The organism is Cupriavidus sp. WKF15, from assembly GCF_029278605.1.
Taxonomy (GTDB): Bacteria; Pseudomonadota; Gammaproteobacteria; order Burkholderiales; family Burkholderiaceae; genus Cupriavidus.
In genome coordinates, this window is sequence record NZ_CP119573.1 from 2,678,877 (window position 1) to 2,695,628 (window position 16,752).

The following is a 16,752-nucleotide window of genomic DNA, read 5'->3' on the forward strand; positions in this document are numbered from 1 at the left end:
ACATGCACGAATACCGGCAAGACGCCGGATAACGGGAATCAGGAGAACTGCGGTGGTGCCTGGGCGGGGGGCGGGTGGCTGAAGCAGTAGCGCCAGCGCGGAACGGGGGCGGGAGGGAAAGCAGACCGTCGCGTGGAACCACTGGCAAGCGCCGCCAGCAACCCCAGCGTCAGGATCGACAGAGCGGGGAGTACCCCTGGCTGGAGCAGCGCGGCCAACGCCAGCGGTCCGATCCCGGATTCGACATCCACTTCGAACGCGTCTGCGCTCGCCTGCGACGAATCGGCATGGGCATGATCCTCAAGCCCGGCGGACGCAGCAGTGCCCGTGGAAAAAGCCGCGGTACGGAAATGGGAATCAGTTTCCGCAGGTAGTCCGGCGTGCACGTGCAGGCCAGTCTGTTTCGGAGTTCCGAAATGGCCGTGCAGGAGCGGGGTCAGCAGTTGCGTCAGTACGAAAAGTACCAACGCCGCGCCCCGAAGCGAAGCACCTGGGATTGCACGCGACATGTGCGCATTGTAATGCAACCGGCGCGGACCTCGGCTTTCCGTCTTGCTAGCCGTTAACAAAAAATGTTGAAAACTGGGGCGCCAGGCAATTAGGCTGGTGCCCCAGTTTTTTGGCTCTTTGCAGTGTGTGGGGGCTCGATCAGTCGGTGTCGCGCAGGATCGATTCGTAGTCCTGGCCACCGTAGAAAAGACCAATGATAGAAACCTTGGCGGGATCTTCATCGACAGCGAAGGCGATCACTGCGCTGCCCTTGTAGTGGGTGATGCGCAGCCCGGGCTGCACGTCGTCCCGCATCGTGCCTCGATGCGGGAACGTGCCCAGGCTCTCGCAATAGCTGACGATCGCGCCGGTGTACCTCTGCGCAATGTCCGGCGAGCCCTCCTCGGCGATGTAGTTGTAGAGGTTTCCAATCTGCTCCCGAAACTCTGGCGTGAATTCGACGGGATAGGTCCTCATCGTGCCTTCGTCTTCTCCGCGTGTTTAGCGGCCAGCCCGGCGCGGATCTGGTCGGCGGTCAAGGCCCGGGACGGATCCGCCTTGAGGGCTTGGTAAGCAGGAACAACCTGTTCGCGGAGCCAGTTTTCGACAGCGCGATCTCTTGCAAGGAGCGCGCGAAGCCCGTCGCGGATTACCTCGCTTTCGCTAGCATATTCCCCGCTGCGTACCTTTTCCTTCACGGCCTGCGCCATCTCGGTAGGAAGCGTGACGCTCAATTGTTGAGTGGTTCGCATAGCACCCTCCAGTCGGTAGGATTAAATCCTACTCTTGAGAACCTCCACGTGTCTAGCCGACACGTATGCTGCATGCTGCATATCTCTAGGGGTGAGTTTCGGCGGTCTCCTCCGGCGAACCAGACTTGAGAGGAGGTTTCAGAAGAAAGCTGCCAATGAATTCGTCGGCAGCTCGGGAAGAGCGACCCTAGGCCTGACAAGGATTCCAGGGAGTTTTTTAAATTTCCAACACTTTTTGTTAACGGCTAGTCCGTCTGCCGAATCGCTTCCGCCCGCTCGTCCGCAGAGCCGCATCAGGTGGCAATCAGCGCTTCGCCGCCGGGTTGCCTCGACGGAAAGCGCAGGAGAAGATCAATGCCGGCGCCACTGCCTGTCACGGTAATGCTCTGGCTGACAATGACGCCTCCGTAGCGGATCAGCGCCCGATAGGTACCTCGCGGAAGATTCATATACAGGTACGGCCCTTCGCTGAGCACCAGGAGGACGATCTCGCGCCGCGCGTTGAAGAGCGTGACCGTCACGTCCGACAAGGCGCTGCTGTCGGCGCTGTCCACGAAATGCATGCGCACATTGAACTGCTTCGCCGCGCCACGCATGGCGGCCGCCTCGTCAATGCCGATCCCTCCGGAGACGTAGGAGATGCCGTTCAGTTGCCTCGGTTGCAGCGTCCCCTCCAGCGAAGTGGCTGTTGCAACGCGGAAACCGGCCGATGTGCCGACCGACAGCATCAGGCAGCATGTCGCAATGAAGGCGCGCATCCTCTACTCCTTGCGTGATGTGGCAATAAGGCACCTGGCCGCCCAATGGCTGCCGGCACCTTCCAGCCTTTGCAGACTAGGCGGCGCAAGAGCTTTCATCTTGTTATGGATCAAGGGTTGTGCCACCGTTGACGGCGGGTTACCCGCTGCCTGTCGCGCGTTGGCGGGCCGGCTTGCAACGCCGGGACATGACGGCTGCCAGCCAGTACACTCTTCGCAATCATCAGACAGTGGGTCGCCGGCCGTTTTGCCTTGGCGGAGCCCGGCTGACGGAGGGAAAGCTCTCATGGATGACACGGCATTGACGGCAGCGTTGACGCAGGCAGGCGCCTACCCGCATCCGGTCCAGGAAGTCCATGTCATCGAGACGCATATATCGCGGGTATTCCTCGCGGGTGCCTTTGCCTACAAGGTTCGCAAACCGGTGCGGTTCGACTTTGTGGACTTCTCCACCGCGCAGGCGCGCCGAGCCGATTGCGAGACAGAATTTCGCCTGAACAGCCGCCTTGCGCCGGAACTCTACCTCGGCGTGGTGCCCATCACCACGGATGACGGCGCAGGGGCCGTACGGGTCGAAGGCCACGGCACGCCCCTTGAGTATGCGGTCAAGATGCGGCGCTTCGAGCAGCAAGACCTGCTTCTCGAAAGGGTTAGGGCGCAGCGTCTGGACGTGGCTCATGTGGATGCGCTGGCGCGGCGCATCGCCGCCTTCCATCACGACCAGCCGCGCGCGGCCCCGGCCGAAGGCTTCGGCACGCCAGCGCGCGTTGACGCGACGCTCGCGGAGTGCCTCGGCGGCATCGCCCGGCTTGCTCACGACGCCGGCCTTGCCGACCAGGTCGGGCAGCTGATCCGGACCAGGGCGAGCATGCTGGCCGGTGCATTGCAGTCACGCCTGCGCCATGGCCATGTACGCGAGTGCCATGGCGATCTGCACCTCGGGAATATTGTATTGCTCGACGACAAGCCGACGCCGTTCGACTGCCTCGAGTTCAACCCCGGGCTGCGCTGGATCGACACCATCAGCGACCTTGCCTTCCCGTTCATGGACTTGCAGCATCATGGCCGGCAAGACCTTGCCTACCGGTTGCTCGACGTCTACCTGCAGCACTCCGGAGACTATGCGGGACTGGTCTTGTTGCCGTTCTACGTCGCCATGCGCGCGCTGGTGCGCGCGCGCGTGCTGCTGGAACGGGAGCACCAGCAGCAGAAGGCCGCCCGGTTACCACTGGTGGCCGCCCAGGTCGAATGCCACGACCTGCTGGCCCTTGCCCGGCGTACCCTGGCTCGCCGCAACGGTCCGCTGATCCTGATGCATGGCCTTTCCGGCAGCGGCAAGTCCACCGTCGCGGCGCAGATGAGCGAGACCGCAGGCATGGTGCGTGTACGCTCGGACGTCGAGCGCAAAAGGACGCGCCATGACATGCCGCCGGAAAACGGCTGGTATAGCGACACGCGGACTGAGCGGACCTACTATCGCCTGCTTGCCATTTGCCGGCTGGGCTGCAGCGCGGGCTTTCCCATGATTGCCGATGCGACCTTCCTCTTGCGCAGCCAGCGCGATCGCTTTGCGGCGCAAGCACGTCGCCTTGGCGTACCCTTCTATATTGTCGATTGCGAAGCGCCTCTGGAATCGCTTCGCGCCCGCATCGAGGCCCGGGCGCTGGCGCACCAGGATCCTTCGGAGGCCGACTGCGCTACGCTGGAATGGCAATTGCGCGTGCAGGAGCCACTGACCGTGGCCGAGCGCGCCTGCGTAGTATCCGCGAATCAGGCCACGGCGCTGATTGCCCGGATGGGAATCAGCGACAAGAACGTCACGATGCCAGGCCAGCGCGGCTGAGTGAACCATCCGATCGTCGACATTGCGCTGGCTCCTCTAGCCAGGCACGCAAAGCGGGATATACGCGGTTGCGCCACACGTCGCCACAGAACAAGTCATAGTGATCACAGCCGGGAACCGTGACCTTGGCGCGATGCCGGTCCGTCAGACCGGTGCATAGCGCATGCGTCGCGTGGGTCTGCCCGGCACCGGTGATGGTGTCGAGCTTGCCTTCCACCGTCAGCAGCCGGGTTGTGCGCATGGATGCCGGGCTTACCAGAACCCCATCAACCCACCACAAGCCGCGCGGCAGCAGGTATTCGCGAAAAACGATACGCATGGTATCCAGCAGAAATTCCACCGGCATGTCCATCATTGCCCCATAGCCTGCGTTGGTCCTCAACGCCTGGTCCACAGAGCGATGGCCGAGCCACAGGTAAGGCAAGGCATCCAGCATGAGCGAGAACAGCCGCTCCGGCTGGCCGCTTGCCAGGGTCGGCAGTTGCAGGAAGCCAGGATAGACGACCCGCCCGGCACCGGGATATCCGGGCGGCACGGCTCCCGTGCAGTTGGAAAGGAACACAGGCACGGGCATTGCCGCCGCAATGCGTCCGAGCCTGGTTGGGCGAAGCCGGGCATCCAGCGGGCCGCCCATCAGCGCCAGCGCCCGAATCTCCCGCGCACCGCTGGCTGCCAGGCGTGCGACCGCCGCCAGCGCCGGGACGGTGCCTTGGCAGATCGCCACCACGTCCAGGTTGGCCGGACCAAGCAGCGCCATGAAACGCTCCAGCACAAGTACACAATCATCCAGGCCGAATCGCCCCGCTTCAGGCGGTACATCGCGTGCGTCGATCCAGTCGGTGACATAGACATCAGCATCTGCGAGCATGGACTCGATGGCATCGCCTACGACCACCGCCCGGTGCCCGGCAAGTGGGGCACACAACATCCGCTGTACCCCCTTGCCTTCCCCCACCGAGAAACGGAGCAACCGGCAGAAGGGGGTTTCGGCAACGACAGTCTGCCGCACGGGCAGGCGCTGCCCATCCTGGAAAATCGGTGCGAGGTGGAACGACGGCGGTCCGAACTGGCGCATCGATGCCTGGAACAGCTCGTAGGCATAGGCAAACTGAGCGCTGCGCACAATCTCAGCCAAAGCGGTCATCGGCGCCACAACCGGAGAGGAGTTCATGCTGTCGTCAGGGATATCCGGACTCCTTCGCAAATACTTCGCGGGGGCCGCCTGCGTCGACCTGCCGTCGGCCGAAAGCAGCCAGTGCCTGGCTCAATGACCTGCCCATTCCAACATACTCGAGCATGAGCCTTGGCGCATGACGCAGTGCAAAGCGCCCTTCGCGGTAATTGCGATGTCGCGCTATGGCGCAGAACGTCTGTTATGAGGAGCCGACCCTCTCGCAGACTGTCGGGCGCGGTTCCGTGCGCGAGAACTCGCGATTACCCTCGCAATGGTTGCAACCCCGAACCTGGCGCCCCGCCCTTCAGCGGCCGCTGGCGTGCGGGTGCTCATGGCGGTGCTGGCAGGCCGTGCAGCGCTGGGCAGTCGGATAGGCCTGCAGGCGCGCGTAGGGTATGGCCTGCCAGCAGTCGATGCAGACGCCGTACCGACCGCCCTTGATCCGCGCCTTGGCTGCCTCGATATCGGCCAGTTGCATCCGATAGTGCTCGAGCATGGCGTCCTCCTGGCGCTGCAAGGCCCCTTCTTCCGCAAGATCGCCCCCGTCTCGCGCCTCAGGTTGCGTGAGAGGTACCAGCGGCGAGTCCGCAGACCCGACGGCGGCACGGATGCGGGCCTCATCCGTGTCCAGTTGTGCGGCCAAGGCCGCCTGTTCCTGCTTTGTCAGCGCCCGCATAATACGTCTCTTGATCAAACTACTTCACGGCAATCCGCTGCTGCGGTGAGCTTTCCTTCTTGGGCAACAGCACGCGCAGCACGCCGTCGCTGTATGTCGCGTCGACTCTGCTCTCATCGATATTTGCATCCAGGGTAAAGGCACGATGCATCGAGCCGCTGTAGCGCTCGCGCCGGATGACGCGCTCGCCCTCTTTCTGCTCGGAGGATCTTTCCACCTTCGCCGCGATTATCACGGTACCCCGATCCACCGAAACCTCGATGTCTTCCTTCTTCACGCCCGGCAGTTCCGCCGACAGCGTATAGCCACTATCCGATTCCGAGACGTCGACCTTGAATGCGAGGCCCGTATCGGCCGTCCCACGGAACGAGCGCAGCATGCCTTGCAGCATGTCGCTGATCGGTTCGACGGCAAACGGATCATAGTGCCTGAGGTTGGTCATGGTGCTCTCCTTGCAAGACTGATATGGAACCGGAGGATCCGGCTGTCTTCAGATTGGCAGTTCCGGATGGCAGTCATTTGTCCTGCATCAAGATGAATGCATCCCGCTATGAGCCGGCTGCCTCACTCACAGAGTCTCCCAAAGGCCGCCCGTCAGTCAGGCCGTCAGTCAGGCCGTCAGTCAGGCCGTCAGTCAGGGAAACCTGACAGCCCTGCCTCCAGGACTGACACAAGTCTCAGCACTGCCTGATTTCGAACCGCCGCGACACCCACGATACTGATCTCATGAGCAGCCGCCCCCAACTCGCCACGATTACCGTCTACCTCCTCGAACACGCCAGTGCCATCAGGACGCGGCAGTTGCGCATGCTTGAAGGCATCGTGGGCGTAAGGGTAGTCGGAACGGGTACGGATGCGGAAACCAACCTGCCAACGATCAAGGCGCTTCACACGGACGTTGTGCTGGTCGGACTGCGCGGCGGGCAGCCCCTGTGGCAAATCCGGCTGGTGGCGGCCGCGTTGCCGCGGAGCATTGTGATCGTGCTCACCAACAGCGCGGCCCCATTGATGCGAATGGCCTGCCTGAAGGCAGGGGGAAGCTACTGCTTCGACAAGACACTGGAAGTCAACCAATGGCGGGCTTCCCTGCTGAAGATTGCGGACGCAGCCCAACTCGGCCTGGGATCGCCGCGGTTGCGGACGCGACGGAGCCGTCTTGACACCAGCTTATCTGGAGACAGCGATGGTTGAAACTGGCGAATCGCTTTCGATTGAACTTGCCGAAGCTCCGGCTTCAACGCTTGCCGTGGCCGCTGCGCAGATGACGCCGAAGCCGGCGGCCCAGTGTTCGAGCTGCGCGCTACGGCACGTCTGCATGGCATCCAGCCTGGGCGACGCCGACGTCGTGCGCCTGCATGATGTGGTACGCAACTGGCGAATAGTCAGGCAAGGCCAGGCCCTGTACCGGGCCGGGGACCCCTTCCAGAGCATCTATGCGCTGCGTTCGGGGTCATTCAAGACCGTGCTTTCCCATGAGAACGGCCGGGAGTATGTGTCAGGCTTCTTCCTTCCCGGTGAAACGGTCGGCCTCGACGGCATCGCCACCGATGTCCATACCTGCGATGCCATTGCGCTGGAGGACAGCGCGGTCTGCGTCATCCCGTTCCACCTGCTCGAAGCCCTGTGCCGCGAAGTCAGGTCCTTGCAACAACATGTGCACAGGCTCCTGAGTGCTGAAATCGTCCGGGAGACGGGGCAGATGATGCTGCTCGGGAATCTGTCGGCGGAACAACGGGTGGCTTCCTTCCTGCTCAGCATCTCCGATCGTCTGCGACGCAGGGGTTATTCGTCCACGGCATTCACGTTGCGCATGACGCGAGAAGACATCGGAAGCTACCTTGGCATGACTCTGGAAACCGTCAGCCGGACTTTGTCGCGTTTCCAGCAGGAAGGGCTGATCCGGGTGCGGGGCAAACAGATCGAACTGCTCGACCAGGAGGCCCTCGACATGCGCTGAGAAGCCGAGGTGAGCTCGCTGCACCGGCAGTTGCGCTTCTCCCTGTCTGTATCGATCCGCACTGACGGCCGGGCATGGTTCAGAGCCCTTCGTCATCGTCGAACAGACGGTTGCGCATGGCATAGCGCAACAGTGCCGCCTCGCTTGGCATGTGCATCTTTTCCATTAGCCGCATCTTGTACGTGCTGACGGTCTTGGCACTGACGCAAAGGGCCGCGGCAATCGCCGTGAGCGGCTCGCCCAGCACCAGGCGACGGTACACTTCCAACTCACGGTCCGACAATCGCAGGTGGGGCGCCTGGCTGTACGGGTCCTGGAGGCTGGCGGCCAACTTGCCCGCGATCGCCTGGCTGACATAGGTGCCACCGCTGGCCACCTGGTCAATGGCGCACACCAGCTCGTTCGCCGCGCTTTCCTTGGTCAGGTAGCCTGCGGCGCCAGCCTGGAAAGCGCGCACGATGTATTGCTCCTCCGCGTGCATGGTGAGCACCAGAATGCGCAGCCCCGGTTGCTCGTCCCGCAGCAGCCGGATCAGCTCGAGTCCGCTGCGGCCCGGCATCGACAAATCCAGCAGCAGCACCTGCGGCGCGCAATCCCGCACCAGCTTGAGCACCTGCGTGCCGTCCGCGGCCTCGCCGGCCACCTCGAACCTGCCGGCGCGTTCCAGGATATGCTTCAGCCCGTCCCGTACCACGGCGTGGTCGTCTGCAATGAGTACGCGGATCATCTCAGGCCCCTTTCCATTGTGGGATCCTTACGGTCAGGCAGAACCCCGCACCCGGCACGCTGTCGATCGCCACCGTTCCGCCGAGCAGGCGTGCCCGCTCGCGGATCCCGAGCAGCCCCAGTGACTTGCGTGGCCCTCTGCCGGATGACTGCTTGTCCCAGCCCGCCCCATTGTCCTGTACGCGCAACTCGATCTGGCCATCCACTTGCGCCAGGTGAACGCTCACGGCCGTTGCATTGGCGTGCCGCACGGCATTGCTCAATGCCTCCTGCACGATACGGAACATGGCAATCGCGGTTTGCTCGGGAACATCGGCATCCACACCGTCCACGATCGCCGGCAATCCATAGCGCTTGGAGAAATCCGTGGCCAGCCACTCGATGGCGGTCAGCATGCCCAGTTCGTCCAGCAGTGCCGGACGCAGGTCACTGGCAAAGCGGCGAACCGACGCCACGGTATCGTCGATGACATCGTTCATGGCGGCGATGTCCCCGAGCAGACCCTGGGTGTCCCTGCCTTCCGCGACATCGGCGCCAAGCATGGCCATGTCCATTTTTAACGCACTGAGCCGCTGGCCAAGATCATCATGGAGTCCGCGTGCGATGCGCCGCTTCTCCTCCTCGCGCGCGGCCAGGATGCTGCCCGAAAGCTGCTGCAGTTCCTCGCGTGAGCGGCGCAACGCCTCGTCAGCGCGTACCCGTTCGGTAATGTCGCGCAGCATCACGGTGTAGAGCTTCGTGCCACCATCGATCGTCTGCGAGATGGACGCCTCGATGGGGAACTCGCTACCGTCCCGGCGCATGGCATAGAGCGCCCGTTGCCGCCCCATCTGCCGGTCAGAGATACCAGTGATGCCGAACCGACGCACGTGCGCTTCATGGGCAGCCCGGAAGCGCTCGGGAATGAAGTCATTGAGGTGCCGGCCGATCGCTTGTCCGGCTGGCCATGCGAACAGGGTCTCCGCCATCGGGTTGAACAGCACGACGCGCTGCGCGCCGTCGACAGAGATGATGGCCTCCATGGACGAACGGATGATCCCCGCCAGCCTTGCCTGGCTTGGGCCCGCCCGGCGAACCTGGCGCCCGGCGGCAAGCCGCGTCCCGCGCATCCTGATCGTATGAGGGGTCTTGCCCTTCGCCATGTCTGGTGCCCTGAGCGCACATTCCGGTTCCTATTGAAGGCACTATAGAAGCACGCCAGCGGAGTGCAACCTGCGCCTGCGCGAATACCTGGGGCCGGAATCCGGTGGCCCGGGAAACGTTTCTCAATCCGGTTCCAGGAATCTCGCAAGCAGTTTCCGGATGACGAAGGTCAGCAGGAGATAGCCTGCCAGGCGGCTCAGTCCAGGCGATAGGCCTTCCGATACTCCGGCATCGTCACCTGCCAACCCAGGCCCCGTTCCACCCGCTGGCGCAGCGCATCGCTGGCATCCGGCTCGCCATGGACAATGAATACGCGCCGCGGCTGCACATGGAATCCGCTGAGCCAGGTCATCAGTTCATTCGCGTCCGCGTGCGCCGACAGTCCCTGAATCTGCGCAACGGCGGCGCGGATTGGAACGTCCTTGCCATGGATACGCAGTTCGCGCTGTCCACCCGCGAGCGCCGCGCCGCGCGTGCCGGGGGCCTGGAAACCTGACAGCAGGATGGTGCAGCGCGGGTCGGTGCCAAGACTGGCCAGGTGATGCAACACGCGCCCGCCAGTCGCCATGCCGCTGCCGGCCAGGATCACCTTGGATGTGTGGTCCTGGTTGAGCCAGGCTGACTGTTCCATGCTTTGCACCGGGATCGGCAAGGCGCATACCGCTGCGCAGGTCGCGCGATTGATCCGGAGTTCGTCAGGATGCAAGGCAAAGATCTGGGTCGCATCGATGGCCATCGGGCTGTTGAGGTAGATGGGAATGTCGGGCATGCGCCTGTCCTCGATCAGCCGATGCAGGCAGTACAGCAAGGCCTGCGTGCGCCCAACCGCGAAGGCCGGGATAACCAGGCTCCCGCCCCGGCCCAGCGTGTTGTCGACAACCTTGGCCAACGCATCCAGCGGATTCTCGTCCGGATGGACGCGGTTGCCGTAGGTCGACTCGACCAGCAGGCAGTCCGCCTGGCGGACGAATTCCGGAGGCCGCATCACGATGTCTTGCTGCCTGCCCAGGTCGCCCGAGAAAACGATGCGCTGCCCGGCCACGTGCAGTGTCACCGCGGCGGCGCCAATGATGTGCCCGGCGTGGTGGAACTCCGCTTCAATATCCGGCGTGACCGCAAACCGCGCACCAAATGGCTTGGGCTCAAGCCGGCGCAGCGCACGCGCGGCATCTGCGCTGGTGTAGAGCGGCAGGGCCGGCCGATGGCGCGAGAATCCCTTGCGATTGGCATAGGCTGCGTCCTCCTCGGCAAGCGCCGCGCTGTCGGGCAGCAGGATGCCGCATAGTTGCGCGGTTCCCATGGAGCAGAACACCGTGCCGCGAAAGCCGTTGCGCACGAGCAGCGGCACATAGCCGCTGTGGTCGATATGCGCATGCGTCAGGATCACGGCATCCAGGTTGGCGAGGTCCACGGGGAGTGGCTCCCAGTTGCGCAATCGAAGCGACTTGAAGCCCTGGAACAGCCCGCAATCCACCATGACGCGGCTGCGTCCAGTGTCGAGTACATATTTCGAACCTGTGACGGAGTCCGTGGCACCGAGGAATAGGAGCTCCACTACGCCCCCTTTCAATGGGAAAGCAGCAGCGGCACAGGACAAGCGCGCATCAGGCTACGGGTCGTCCCGCCCATGATCAGCTCGCGGACACGCCAGTGACCGTAGCCACCGGCCACCAGCATCCCGGCGTCCAGCGTCTGCAATGCTTCGAGGATCACGGTCCCGACCGGCTCCGCGGTTTGTTCGGTATGGACCCCGGCAATGACGCCATGCCGCCTCAGATAGTGCCTCAGGCCGGCAACTGGCTCGCTGTTCGCGTCCGGGCTTCCCTTCTCATCCCAGACGGCGAGAATCGTCACCTTGCCGGCACACAGCAGCAGCGGCATGGCGTCGGCGACCGCGCGTGCCGCTTCACGGCCGCCATCCCAGGCGATTACCACATGTCCGCCGTGCAGCCGCGCGGGTTGTGGCGGCACGAGAAGCACCGGGCGGCCGGCATTCAGCAGCACCTGCTCCGCGATCCGCTGCATCTCGCTGTCCCCGGGGGGCAGCATGCCTGCCAGAACGATGATGTCGGCAACGCGTCCTTCCTGCGCGAGTACCCAGCCGGGTTCATCCTCCACGACATGGTGCGTGAACGGCGTGCCGTGCGCCGACCGGGCGACTGTTTCACTAAGCAGTTCGCCGGACGCGGCGGTGTGCGCAAGGCGTCTGCGGCGCGCCCGCTCGGCGTGGCTTGCGGCCTCCTCACCAGCGCGGAAAAGCGGGCCCAGACTGACGCCGGTTGCGCTGACGCCAACCAGATGTCCGCCAAAACGCGCCGCGAGTTCGGCGGCCATCCGGATGCGCGCCTGACAGCCCGCATCGCTACCGAGCGCGACCAGCACAGTCCTGTATTCCATGGCCTGTCCTTTTCAGATGACTGGATTGGTGTTCTCCGTCAATGCGACAGAAGCACCGGTACGGTCATCGACGCCAGGATCGTACGCGTCACGCCGCCAAGGACCAGTTCGCGCACCCGTCCATGCCCGTAGGCACCCATGACGATCAGGTCCGAGCCCAGGTCCGCAGCCCGGGACAGCAACATCTCTCCCGTATCGTTGCCGACGTCTGTCTCGATGTCATGGAGTTGCGCCTGCACGCGATGCCGGCTCAGCCACTCGACCGCATATCGCGCGGGAGAAAGCCAAAGGTCGGATGAGACGTCCGGCTTGCCCCACGAGACCACGTCCACCGACTCCGCGCGCCGCAGGAAGGGCAAGGCGTCGTGAATGGCCCGGGCAGCTTCCCGGCTGCCGTTCCAGGCAACCAGGATGGTCTTGCCAACCTTGGGAAACGCGCCCGCATAGGGCACGACCAGGGCCGGCCGTCCGCACTGCAACACCACGGACTCGACGAAATGAGGGTCGTCGAACGCCTCGTTGTCCGCCGGATCACGCTGGCCCAGAACGATCAGGTCCGCCGCGTGGGCATCTCCCTGTACGGTAGCCGCCGTTGCCCACTCGGTCGTACGCCACTCGGTCGGGATGACAAGCCCGTCCGTTGCGCCCAGGAATGCCTGGCGAGCCATTTCACCGGCATGACGTTGCCACTCCTTGTAGGAAGCCAGGTAACGGTCACCGTCCATCAGGTAACGGGTTGACCTTGGCTCCGGCTCTCCCAAGGCCAGCAAGCCAATCAGCGTTGCCTGATACTCCACCGCCAGTTGGACGGCGAGGTGCAGACGCTGGTGCATGTGGCGGCTGGCGTCGAGGTGAACCATGATCGTCGCGTAGTCCATGGAGAAGCTCCTTGTAGCGGCATGGCAGAGCCGCCCTTGCAATCTAGACGCCAGCGCCAGCCTGGACTTGTCACACATCAAGCTTCATGGCGAAGGCCCACCGGTTGCCAGACGCAAGCGCCCGTTTGACACACATCAAGCCGGTCTTCCCCGCGCAGCCTAGCCTTGATTCATGCCGACCGGTGCCTCCGCTGTCAGCCTGGCTCCCTGTCTCGAGAGGTCTCAGCATGTATCAGCGAATCCTCGTGGCTGTCGATGGCAGCCAGTCAGCCTCGCTCGCGGTCGACCAGGCCATCATTCTTGCCAAGGCGACCGGCGCGGAAGTCAAGGCGCTGTTCGTGGTGGATGACAACGATCTCTTCCTCGACTTGAAATACAGCGATCCGACAGACCTACTGGAGAAGGTCATGACCTACGGCCAGGCGACCCTGACCAGGACAGTGGACCGCTTCCGGGCCGCCGGGATACCTGGCGTGACACACCTGATCGAGCGCACGAACACTCTCGGACTGGTCGCCGACACCATTGCCGCGGAAGCCGACAAGTGGAAGGCCGACCTGATCGTGCTCGGGACGCATGGGCGGCGTGGCTTTCGGCGCACGGTGATGGGAAGCGTGTCCGAAGGCGTTATCCGCAGGACATGCTTGCCAGTCCTTCTGACCCGAAGCGAAGTGGAACGCTGACGGGTCAATGACCTGAACGAAGGGTGCTGTCATGAGTCAGATCGTCTTTCTCAACACCGAGCCGGCTTATTGCCCCGGAGGTCCAAGCCTGCAATGCGCGGCGCAGATAGATGGGTGTCATGCGTCATATGAGATAACAGCGGAGGCGCTGGAAGACCACTTCGGCGCCCGCTCCTATCTCCGTGAAGACCTCATCCCCGCCTTCCTGAACCATCGCAAGACGATCGAGGGAGTTGCTCGCGGCGTGTTCGAGATGACCGGCGCCTGTCACATCGTCCTGCATAGCGGGCACTTCCGGTTTGCCGCGTAGACGACGTCATGCCGCAGGCGCACAAGGGGCGAAGCGCGTGGGAGGGAACGAAAGATGAAAGTCGACGAGATCTGTTCACGCGGCGTGACTCACATTGCCATGACCGGCGGCCTTCATGAGGCTGCAAGGCTCATGCGCGACCACTGTGCCAGCGCACTGCTCGTCACGGATGGCATGCCGGGCCGGCTGTACGTCAGGGGACTGGTGACGGATCGGGACATCGTTGTCCATGGCCTCGCCGACGCTGACGGCTTCAGCGACAAGACCGTGGCCTCGGTCATGACGCAAGGTGTTCTTTCGATCGAACGGGACGCCCATGTAGGCGAAGCGCTGCGCACCATGCTCGCCCACGGCGTCCGGAATCTCGCGGTGGTAGGCGAAGACCGCGCGCTATTGGGGGTACTGTCCATCGATGAAGTCATCTGCGCGCTGGTTTCGGATATGGCCCTGGTGGCAGGCATCTTCCAGCGCGCGCGGACTGGCGACGCGCGCCATACCGAGCAGCCGCGCCTCTACCTTTTCTAGGATGCTGTTTTCAGTGCGAGAACAGCACCGGGACCGTCATCGATGCCAGCAAGGTCCGCGTCACCCCGCCCAGCACCAGTTCCCGCATGCGTCCGTGCCCGTACGCCCCCATTACGATCAGGTCCGCATCGAAATCCGCTGCCCTGGACAGCAGAAGTTCACCGATTGTCAGGTCGGATCCGCCCGGGCCATGCTCGACTCCCACGGTCACGCCTTGTTGCTCGAGAACACGTGCCGCGTGTCCCACCGGTGTGGCATCGGGACGCATTTCCTTGGCCGCAGTCGGCGCGCTCAGAATGCGCGCCTGTGCCCCCGCGATAAGTGGCAAGGCGTCATGCAGGGCTCGCGCGGCTTCGCGGCTGCCGTTCCAGGCGATCATCACGCGGGCGCCTGTCGCGGAGAAACTTCCGGCGCAGGGAACTACCAGGACAGGCCGGCCGCTCTCCAGCAGCAAGGCTTCGAGAATCTGTCGCGCGACGGGCCCCTCGGTGCCGTTCTCATCGTACTGGCCAGCCACGATCAGGCCGGCCTCGCGCGATTCACGCAGCACTGTCGACAGCGTATCGTGCTCCGCAGCGCGCCACTCGGCGCCGGCGGACAATTGCTGTGTCGACTCACAGAATGCCTGACGCACGCGCTCCCTGACCAGCCGGCGCCGCTGCATGTCGTCTTCGACAAACTGCCTGGCATTCTCCATCAGGTAAAACCAGGCGGGGTCGGGGATGAAACCCGCAAACAGCCCTATCAGGGGACACATATTGGATTGCGCCAACTGCGAAGCCAGCGCCAGACGCTGGTCGGAAGCCTTGCTGCCGTCCAATTGAACCAGAATGCTGCTGTAGCCCATGTTCACTCCTTCACGCCAGAGCGGGCCTGACCATGACCTGGCTCCGACTGCTGCCTGGCCAGGAGAACTGGCAGGCTGGTTTTCGCTCTGACCCCGCTGGCTAACGCGCAGCACCTCACAACTACACTAGGTCGCACGCGCCGCCAGGAGTTGGGCTGGATCAAGTTATTCACTGACGACTGCACTGACCAGCCAGAGTCGGGTACGCGAAGAGGGCGCCCAGCCACGATCGTCCTGCAAGGCCGCATCGACTGAGCACGCGGATTGACATGCATCAATGCCGGGGCGGTTTGGCTTCCTACGATCCAGTCATGGTCAGGGAGAGCGATTCCCGGCAGACGGTGTTGACCCTGCGCGGGCGGGCGAAAGCGGCAAGATCGCCTCATGGACGGGTGTCGCGTCCGTACCCTATCGTCACCACGGCGGCTCGTGAGCAGGCAGGGCTTCCCACTTGTAGGAGACTGAGCATGTACTCAAAGATTCTGGTTGCCATTGACGGCAGTGAGTGTGGCGAGCGGGGCCTGGAAGAGGCGATCGGCGTGGCACGCGCCTGTGACGCGGAACTGGAAATTGTCCACGTCATTGACGGCGGCTATGAGTTGGCGGAAGTGCGGGCCGGGCTGGTCAGGGAAGGACACAAGCTTCTCGCGCAGGCACAGGCAAGAGCCGAATCAAGCCAGGTGCGCAGCCACGCGATCCTGATCGACGAGATCCTGGCGATGGGTGACGTCGGCAACCAGATCCGGAAGATCGTGGAAGACAGCCACGCCCAGCTCGTCGTGATCGGAACACACGGCCGCAGCGGGATCCGTCGCATGCTGATGGGCAGCGTGGCTGAAAGCCTCGTACGCCATTGCAGCGTACCGGTCCTGCTTGTCAGGGCTCATAAGGACACCGAGGCTGCGTCCTAGCCGGCTGTGTCGGTCCCGGCGACGGCTTCGCTGACGCTCATTCGATTTCGGAGTACGGTCATGTCCACGACCACCATTTCCATCACGCCGACAACCGCTTCGCGGCTCTACTCGGTCGGCCGGGCCCTTCTTGGCTCGCTCTTCCTGATCTCCGGTTTCCTGAAAATGGGCAGCTTTGCGGGCTACTCCGCCTGGATTGCCAGCGCTGAACTGCCGTTACCGAATCTGCTGTTAGTGCTGACCATCCTGATCGAGATTGGTGGCGGCTTCGCCCTCATTTCGGGTTGGAATGCGCGGTGGGGCGCGCTGCTCCTTGCACTGTTCCTGGTGCCCACGACGGTGATCTTCCATGGCTTCTGGCGCGCCGATTCCGCAGACGTGATCAACCAGATCAACCACATTCTGAAAAACGTCTCGATCCTGGGCGGTATGCTGGTTGTATTCACGGTTGAGTCAACGCGGAACCGGAACGGACCCGCGGCCTGACCGATGGCTCAGGAGCAGCTGGGCGTGCTGCGGGCGCCAGATGCCCGTGCGCGGCCAATTCTTGTGATTTTTCCTATCTCAATGACCGATGGTTCATCCATTGAGTCAATTTGATATCAGCCTACCTGCAAATCGCATATCATTGACAGCTTGGAAACGCCTACGCGATTGCCTTGACTGGCCCCCTTGAGGAAGGG

Annotated in this window: 21 protein-coding genes; 8 read left to right on the top strand and 13 right to left on the bottom strand. The window is 63.3% G+C overall.

The annotated features are described in order from the left end of the window. Positions 1–38: 38 nt before the first annotated feature. The 4 genes from CupriaWKF_RS29630 to CupriaWKF_RS29645 all read right to left on the bottom strand — a co-directional run bounded on the left by CupriaWKF_RS29630 (position 39) and on the right by CupriaWKF_RS29645 (position 1,999). The gene (locus tag CupriaWKF_RS29630; RefSeq protein WP_276101979.1) at positions 39–509 is read right to left on the bottom strand and encodes a hypothetical protein; all 471 of its coding nucleotides are present in this window, start codon (positions 507–509) and stop codon (positions 39–41) included. A 139-nt stretch (positions 510–648) separates the two neighbouring features. Then, positions 649–966: a type II toxin-antitoxin system RelE/ParE family toxin gene (locus tag CupriaWKF_RS29635; RefSeq protein WP_276101980.1), complete on the bottom strand. Its 318-nt coding sequence runs from the start codon at positions 964–966 to the stop codon at positions 649–651. After that, on the bottom strand, positions 963–1,241 hold the full coding sequence (locus CupriaWKF_RS29640) for a type II toxin-antitoxin system ParD family antitoxin (RefSeq protein WP_276101981.1): 279 nt from the start codon (positions 1,239–1,241) through the stop codon (positions 963–965). The genes CupriaWKF_RS29635 and CupriaWKF_RS29640 overlap by 4 nt, the downstream gene beginning before the upstream one ends. 293 nt (positions 1,242–1,534) lie before the next feature. Further along, positions 1,535–1,999, bottom strand: coding sequence for a carboxypeptidase regulatory-like domain-containing protein (locus tag CupriaWKF_RS29645; RefSeq protein WP_276101982.1), 465 nt, complete (start codon positions 1,997–1,999; stop codon positions 1,535–1,537). A gap of 286 nt (positions 2,000–2,285) precedes the next feature. Between CupriaWKF_RS29645 and CupriaWKF_RS29650 the strand changes: the two genes are divergently transcribed. Beyond that, positions 2,286–3,842, top strand: a complete 1,557-nt coding sequence (locus CupriaWKF_RS29650) for a bifunctional aminoglycoside phosphotransferase/ATP-binding protein (protein ID WP_276103278.1) — start codon at positions 2,286–2,288, stop codon at positions 3,840–3,842. On the opposite strand, the gene phaZ is transcribed toward CupriaWKF_RS29650, so the two are convergent. From phaZ to CupriaWKF_RS29665, 3 genes are all read right to left on the bottom strand, one after another. Then, positions 3,817–4,986, bottom strand: coding sequence for a polyhydroxyalkanoate depolymerase (gene phaZ, locus CupriaWKF_RS29655; RefSeq protein WP_276103279.1), 1,170 nt, complete (start codon positions 4,984–4,986; stop codon positions 3,817–3,819). The genes CupriaWKF_RS29650 and phaZ overlap by 26 nt on opposite strands. A 334-nt stretch (positions 4,987–5,320) precedes the next feature. Further along, on the bottom strand, positions 5,321–5,659 hold the full coding sequence (locus CupriaWKF_RS29660) for a TraR/DksA C4-type zinc finger protein (RefSeq protein WP_346348614.1): 339 nt from the start codon (positions 5,657–5,659) through the stop codon (positions 5,321–5,323). A gap of 52 nt (positions 5,660–5,711) precedes the next feature. After that, positions 5,712–6,134 (bottom strand): Hsp20/alpha crystallin family protein, encoded by a 423-nt coding sequence (locus tag CupriaWKF_RS29665; protein WP_276101984.1) that lies wholly within the window; start codon positions 6,132–6,134, stop codon positions 5,712–5,714. 284 nt (positions 6,135–6,418) lie between these two features. On the opposite strand from CupriaWKF_RS29665, the gene CupriaWKF_RS29670 reads away from it, so the two are divergent. Together CupriaWKF_RS29670 and CupriaWKF_RS29675 are read left to right on the top strand one after the other, a co-directional pair. Beyond that, positions 6,419–6,883 carry a DNA-binding response regulator gene (locus tag CupriaWKF_RS29670; RefSeq protein WP_276101985.1) on the top strand — a complete coding sequence of 155 codons (465 nt, stop codon included), beginning with the start codon at positions 6,419–6,421 and terminating at the stop codon, positions 6,881–6,883. Beyond that, positions 6,876–7,649 carry a helix-turn-helix domain-containing protein gene (locus tag CupriaWKF_RS29675; protein ID WP_276101986.1) on the top strand — a complete coding sequence of 258 codons (774 nt, stop codon included), beginning with the start codon at positions 6,876–6,878 and terminating at the stop codon, positions 7,647–7,649. The genes CupriaWKF_RS29670 and CupriaWKF_RS29675 overlap by 8 nt, the downstream gene beginning before the upstream one ends. A 79-nt stretch (positions 7,650–7,728) precedes the next feature. On the opposite strand, the gene CupriaWKF_RS29680 is transcribed toward CupriaWKF_RS29675, so the two are convergent. From CupriaWKF_RS29680 to CupriaWKF_RS29700, 5 genes are all read right to left on the bottom strand, one after another. After that, complete coding sequence (locus CupriaWKF_RS29680) at positions 7,729–8,376, bottom strand: response regulator transcription factor (RefSeq protein WP_276101987.1); 648 nt, start codon at positions 8,374–8,376, stop codon at positions 7,729–7,731. Position 8,377: 1 nt separating this feature from the next. Then, the gene (locus tag CupriaWKF_RS29685) at positions 8,378–9,484 is read right to left on the bottom strand and encodes a PAS domain-containing sensor histidine kinase (protein ID WP_276103280.1); all 1,107 of its coding nucleotides are present in this window, start codon (positions 9,482–9,484) and stop codon (positions 8,378–8,380) included. Between the two features lie 230 nt (positions 9,485–9,714). Next, positions 9,715–11,073: an MBL fold metallo-hydrolase gene (locus tag CupriaWKF_RS29690; RefSeq protein WP_276101988.1), complete on the bottom strand. Its 1,359-nt coding sequence runs from the start codon at positions 11,071–11,073 to the stop codon at positions 9,715–9,717. Between the two features lie 11 nt (positions 11,074–11,084). Beyond that, entirely contained in the window at positions 11,085–11,915 is an 831-nt protein-coding gene (locus CupriaWKF_RS29695; RefSeq protein WP_276101989.1) for a universal stress protein, read from the bottom strand. A 38-nt stretch (positions 11,916–11,953) separates the two neighbouring features. Further along, positions 11,954–12,793 carry a universal stress protein gene (locus tag CupriaWKF_RS29700; RefSeq protein WP_276101990.1) on the bottom strand — a complete coding sequence of 280 codons (840 nt, stop codon included), beginning with the start codon at positions 12,791–12,793 and terminating at the stop codon, positions 11,954–11,956. Between the two features lie 227 nt (positions 12,794–13,020). On the opposite strand from CupriaWKF_RS29700, the gene CupriaWKF_RS29705 reads away from it, so the two are divergent. From CupriaWKF_RS29705 to CupriaWKF_RS29715, 3 genes are read left to right on the top strand one after another with little or no spacing between them, the layout of a single operon-like run. After that, a complete protein-coding gene (locus CupriaWKF_RS29705; protein ID WP_276101991.1) occupies positions 13,021–13,476 on the top strand; it encodes a universal stress protein in 456 nt (151 codons plus the stop codon). A 31-nt stretch (positions 13,477–13,507) separates the two neighbouring features. After that, positions 13,508–13,786 (top strand): DUF1488 domain-containing protein, encoded by a 279-nt coding sequence (locus CupriaWKF_RS29710; RefSeq protein WP_276101992.1) that lies wholly within the window; start codon positions 13,508–13,510, stop codon positions 13,784–13,786. Positions 13,787–13,840: 54 nt separating this feature from the next. Beyond that, positions 13,841–14,311, top strand: a complete 471-nt coding sequence (locus CupriaWKF_RS29715) for a CBS domain-containing protein (protein WP_276101993.1) — start codon at positions 13,841–13,843, stop codon at positions 14,309–14,311. A gap of 10 nt (positions 14,312–14,321) precedes the next feature. On the opposite strand, the gene CupriaWKF_RS29720 is transcribed toward CupriaWKF_RS29715, so the two are convergent. After that, positions 14,322–15,158, bottom strand: coding sequence for a universal stress protein (locus CupriaWKF_RS29720; protein ID WP_276101994.1), 837 nt, complete (start codon positions 15,156–15,158; stop codon positions 14,322–14,324). A 467-nt stretch (positions 15,159–15,625) separates the two neighbouring features. On the opposite strand from CupriaWKF_RS29720, the gene CupriaWKF_RS29725 reads away from it, so the two are divergent. Next, on the top strand, positions 15,626–16,069 hold the full coding sequence (locus CupriaWKF_RS29725; RefSeq protein WP_276101995.1) for a universal stress protein: 444 nt from the start codon (positions 15,626–15,628) through the stop codon (positions 16,067–16,069). A 60-nt stretch (positions 16,070–16,129) separates the two neighbouring features. Further along, positions 16,130–16,555: a DoxX family protein gene (locus tag CupriaWKF_RS29730; RefSeq protein ID WP_276101996.1), complete on the top strand. Its 426-nt coding sequence runs from the start codon at positions 16,130–16,132 to the stop codon at positions 16,553–16,555. The last annotated feature ends 197 nt before the right edge of the window (positions 16,556–16,752 follow it).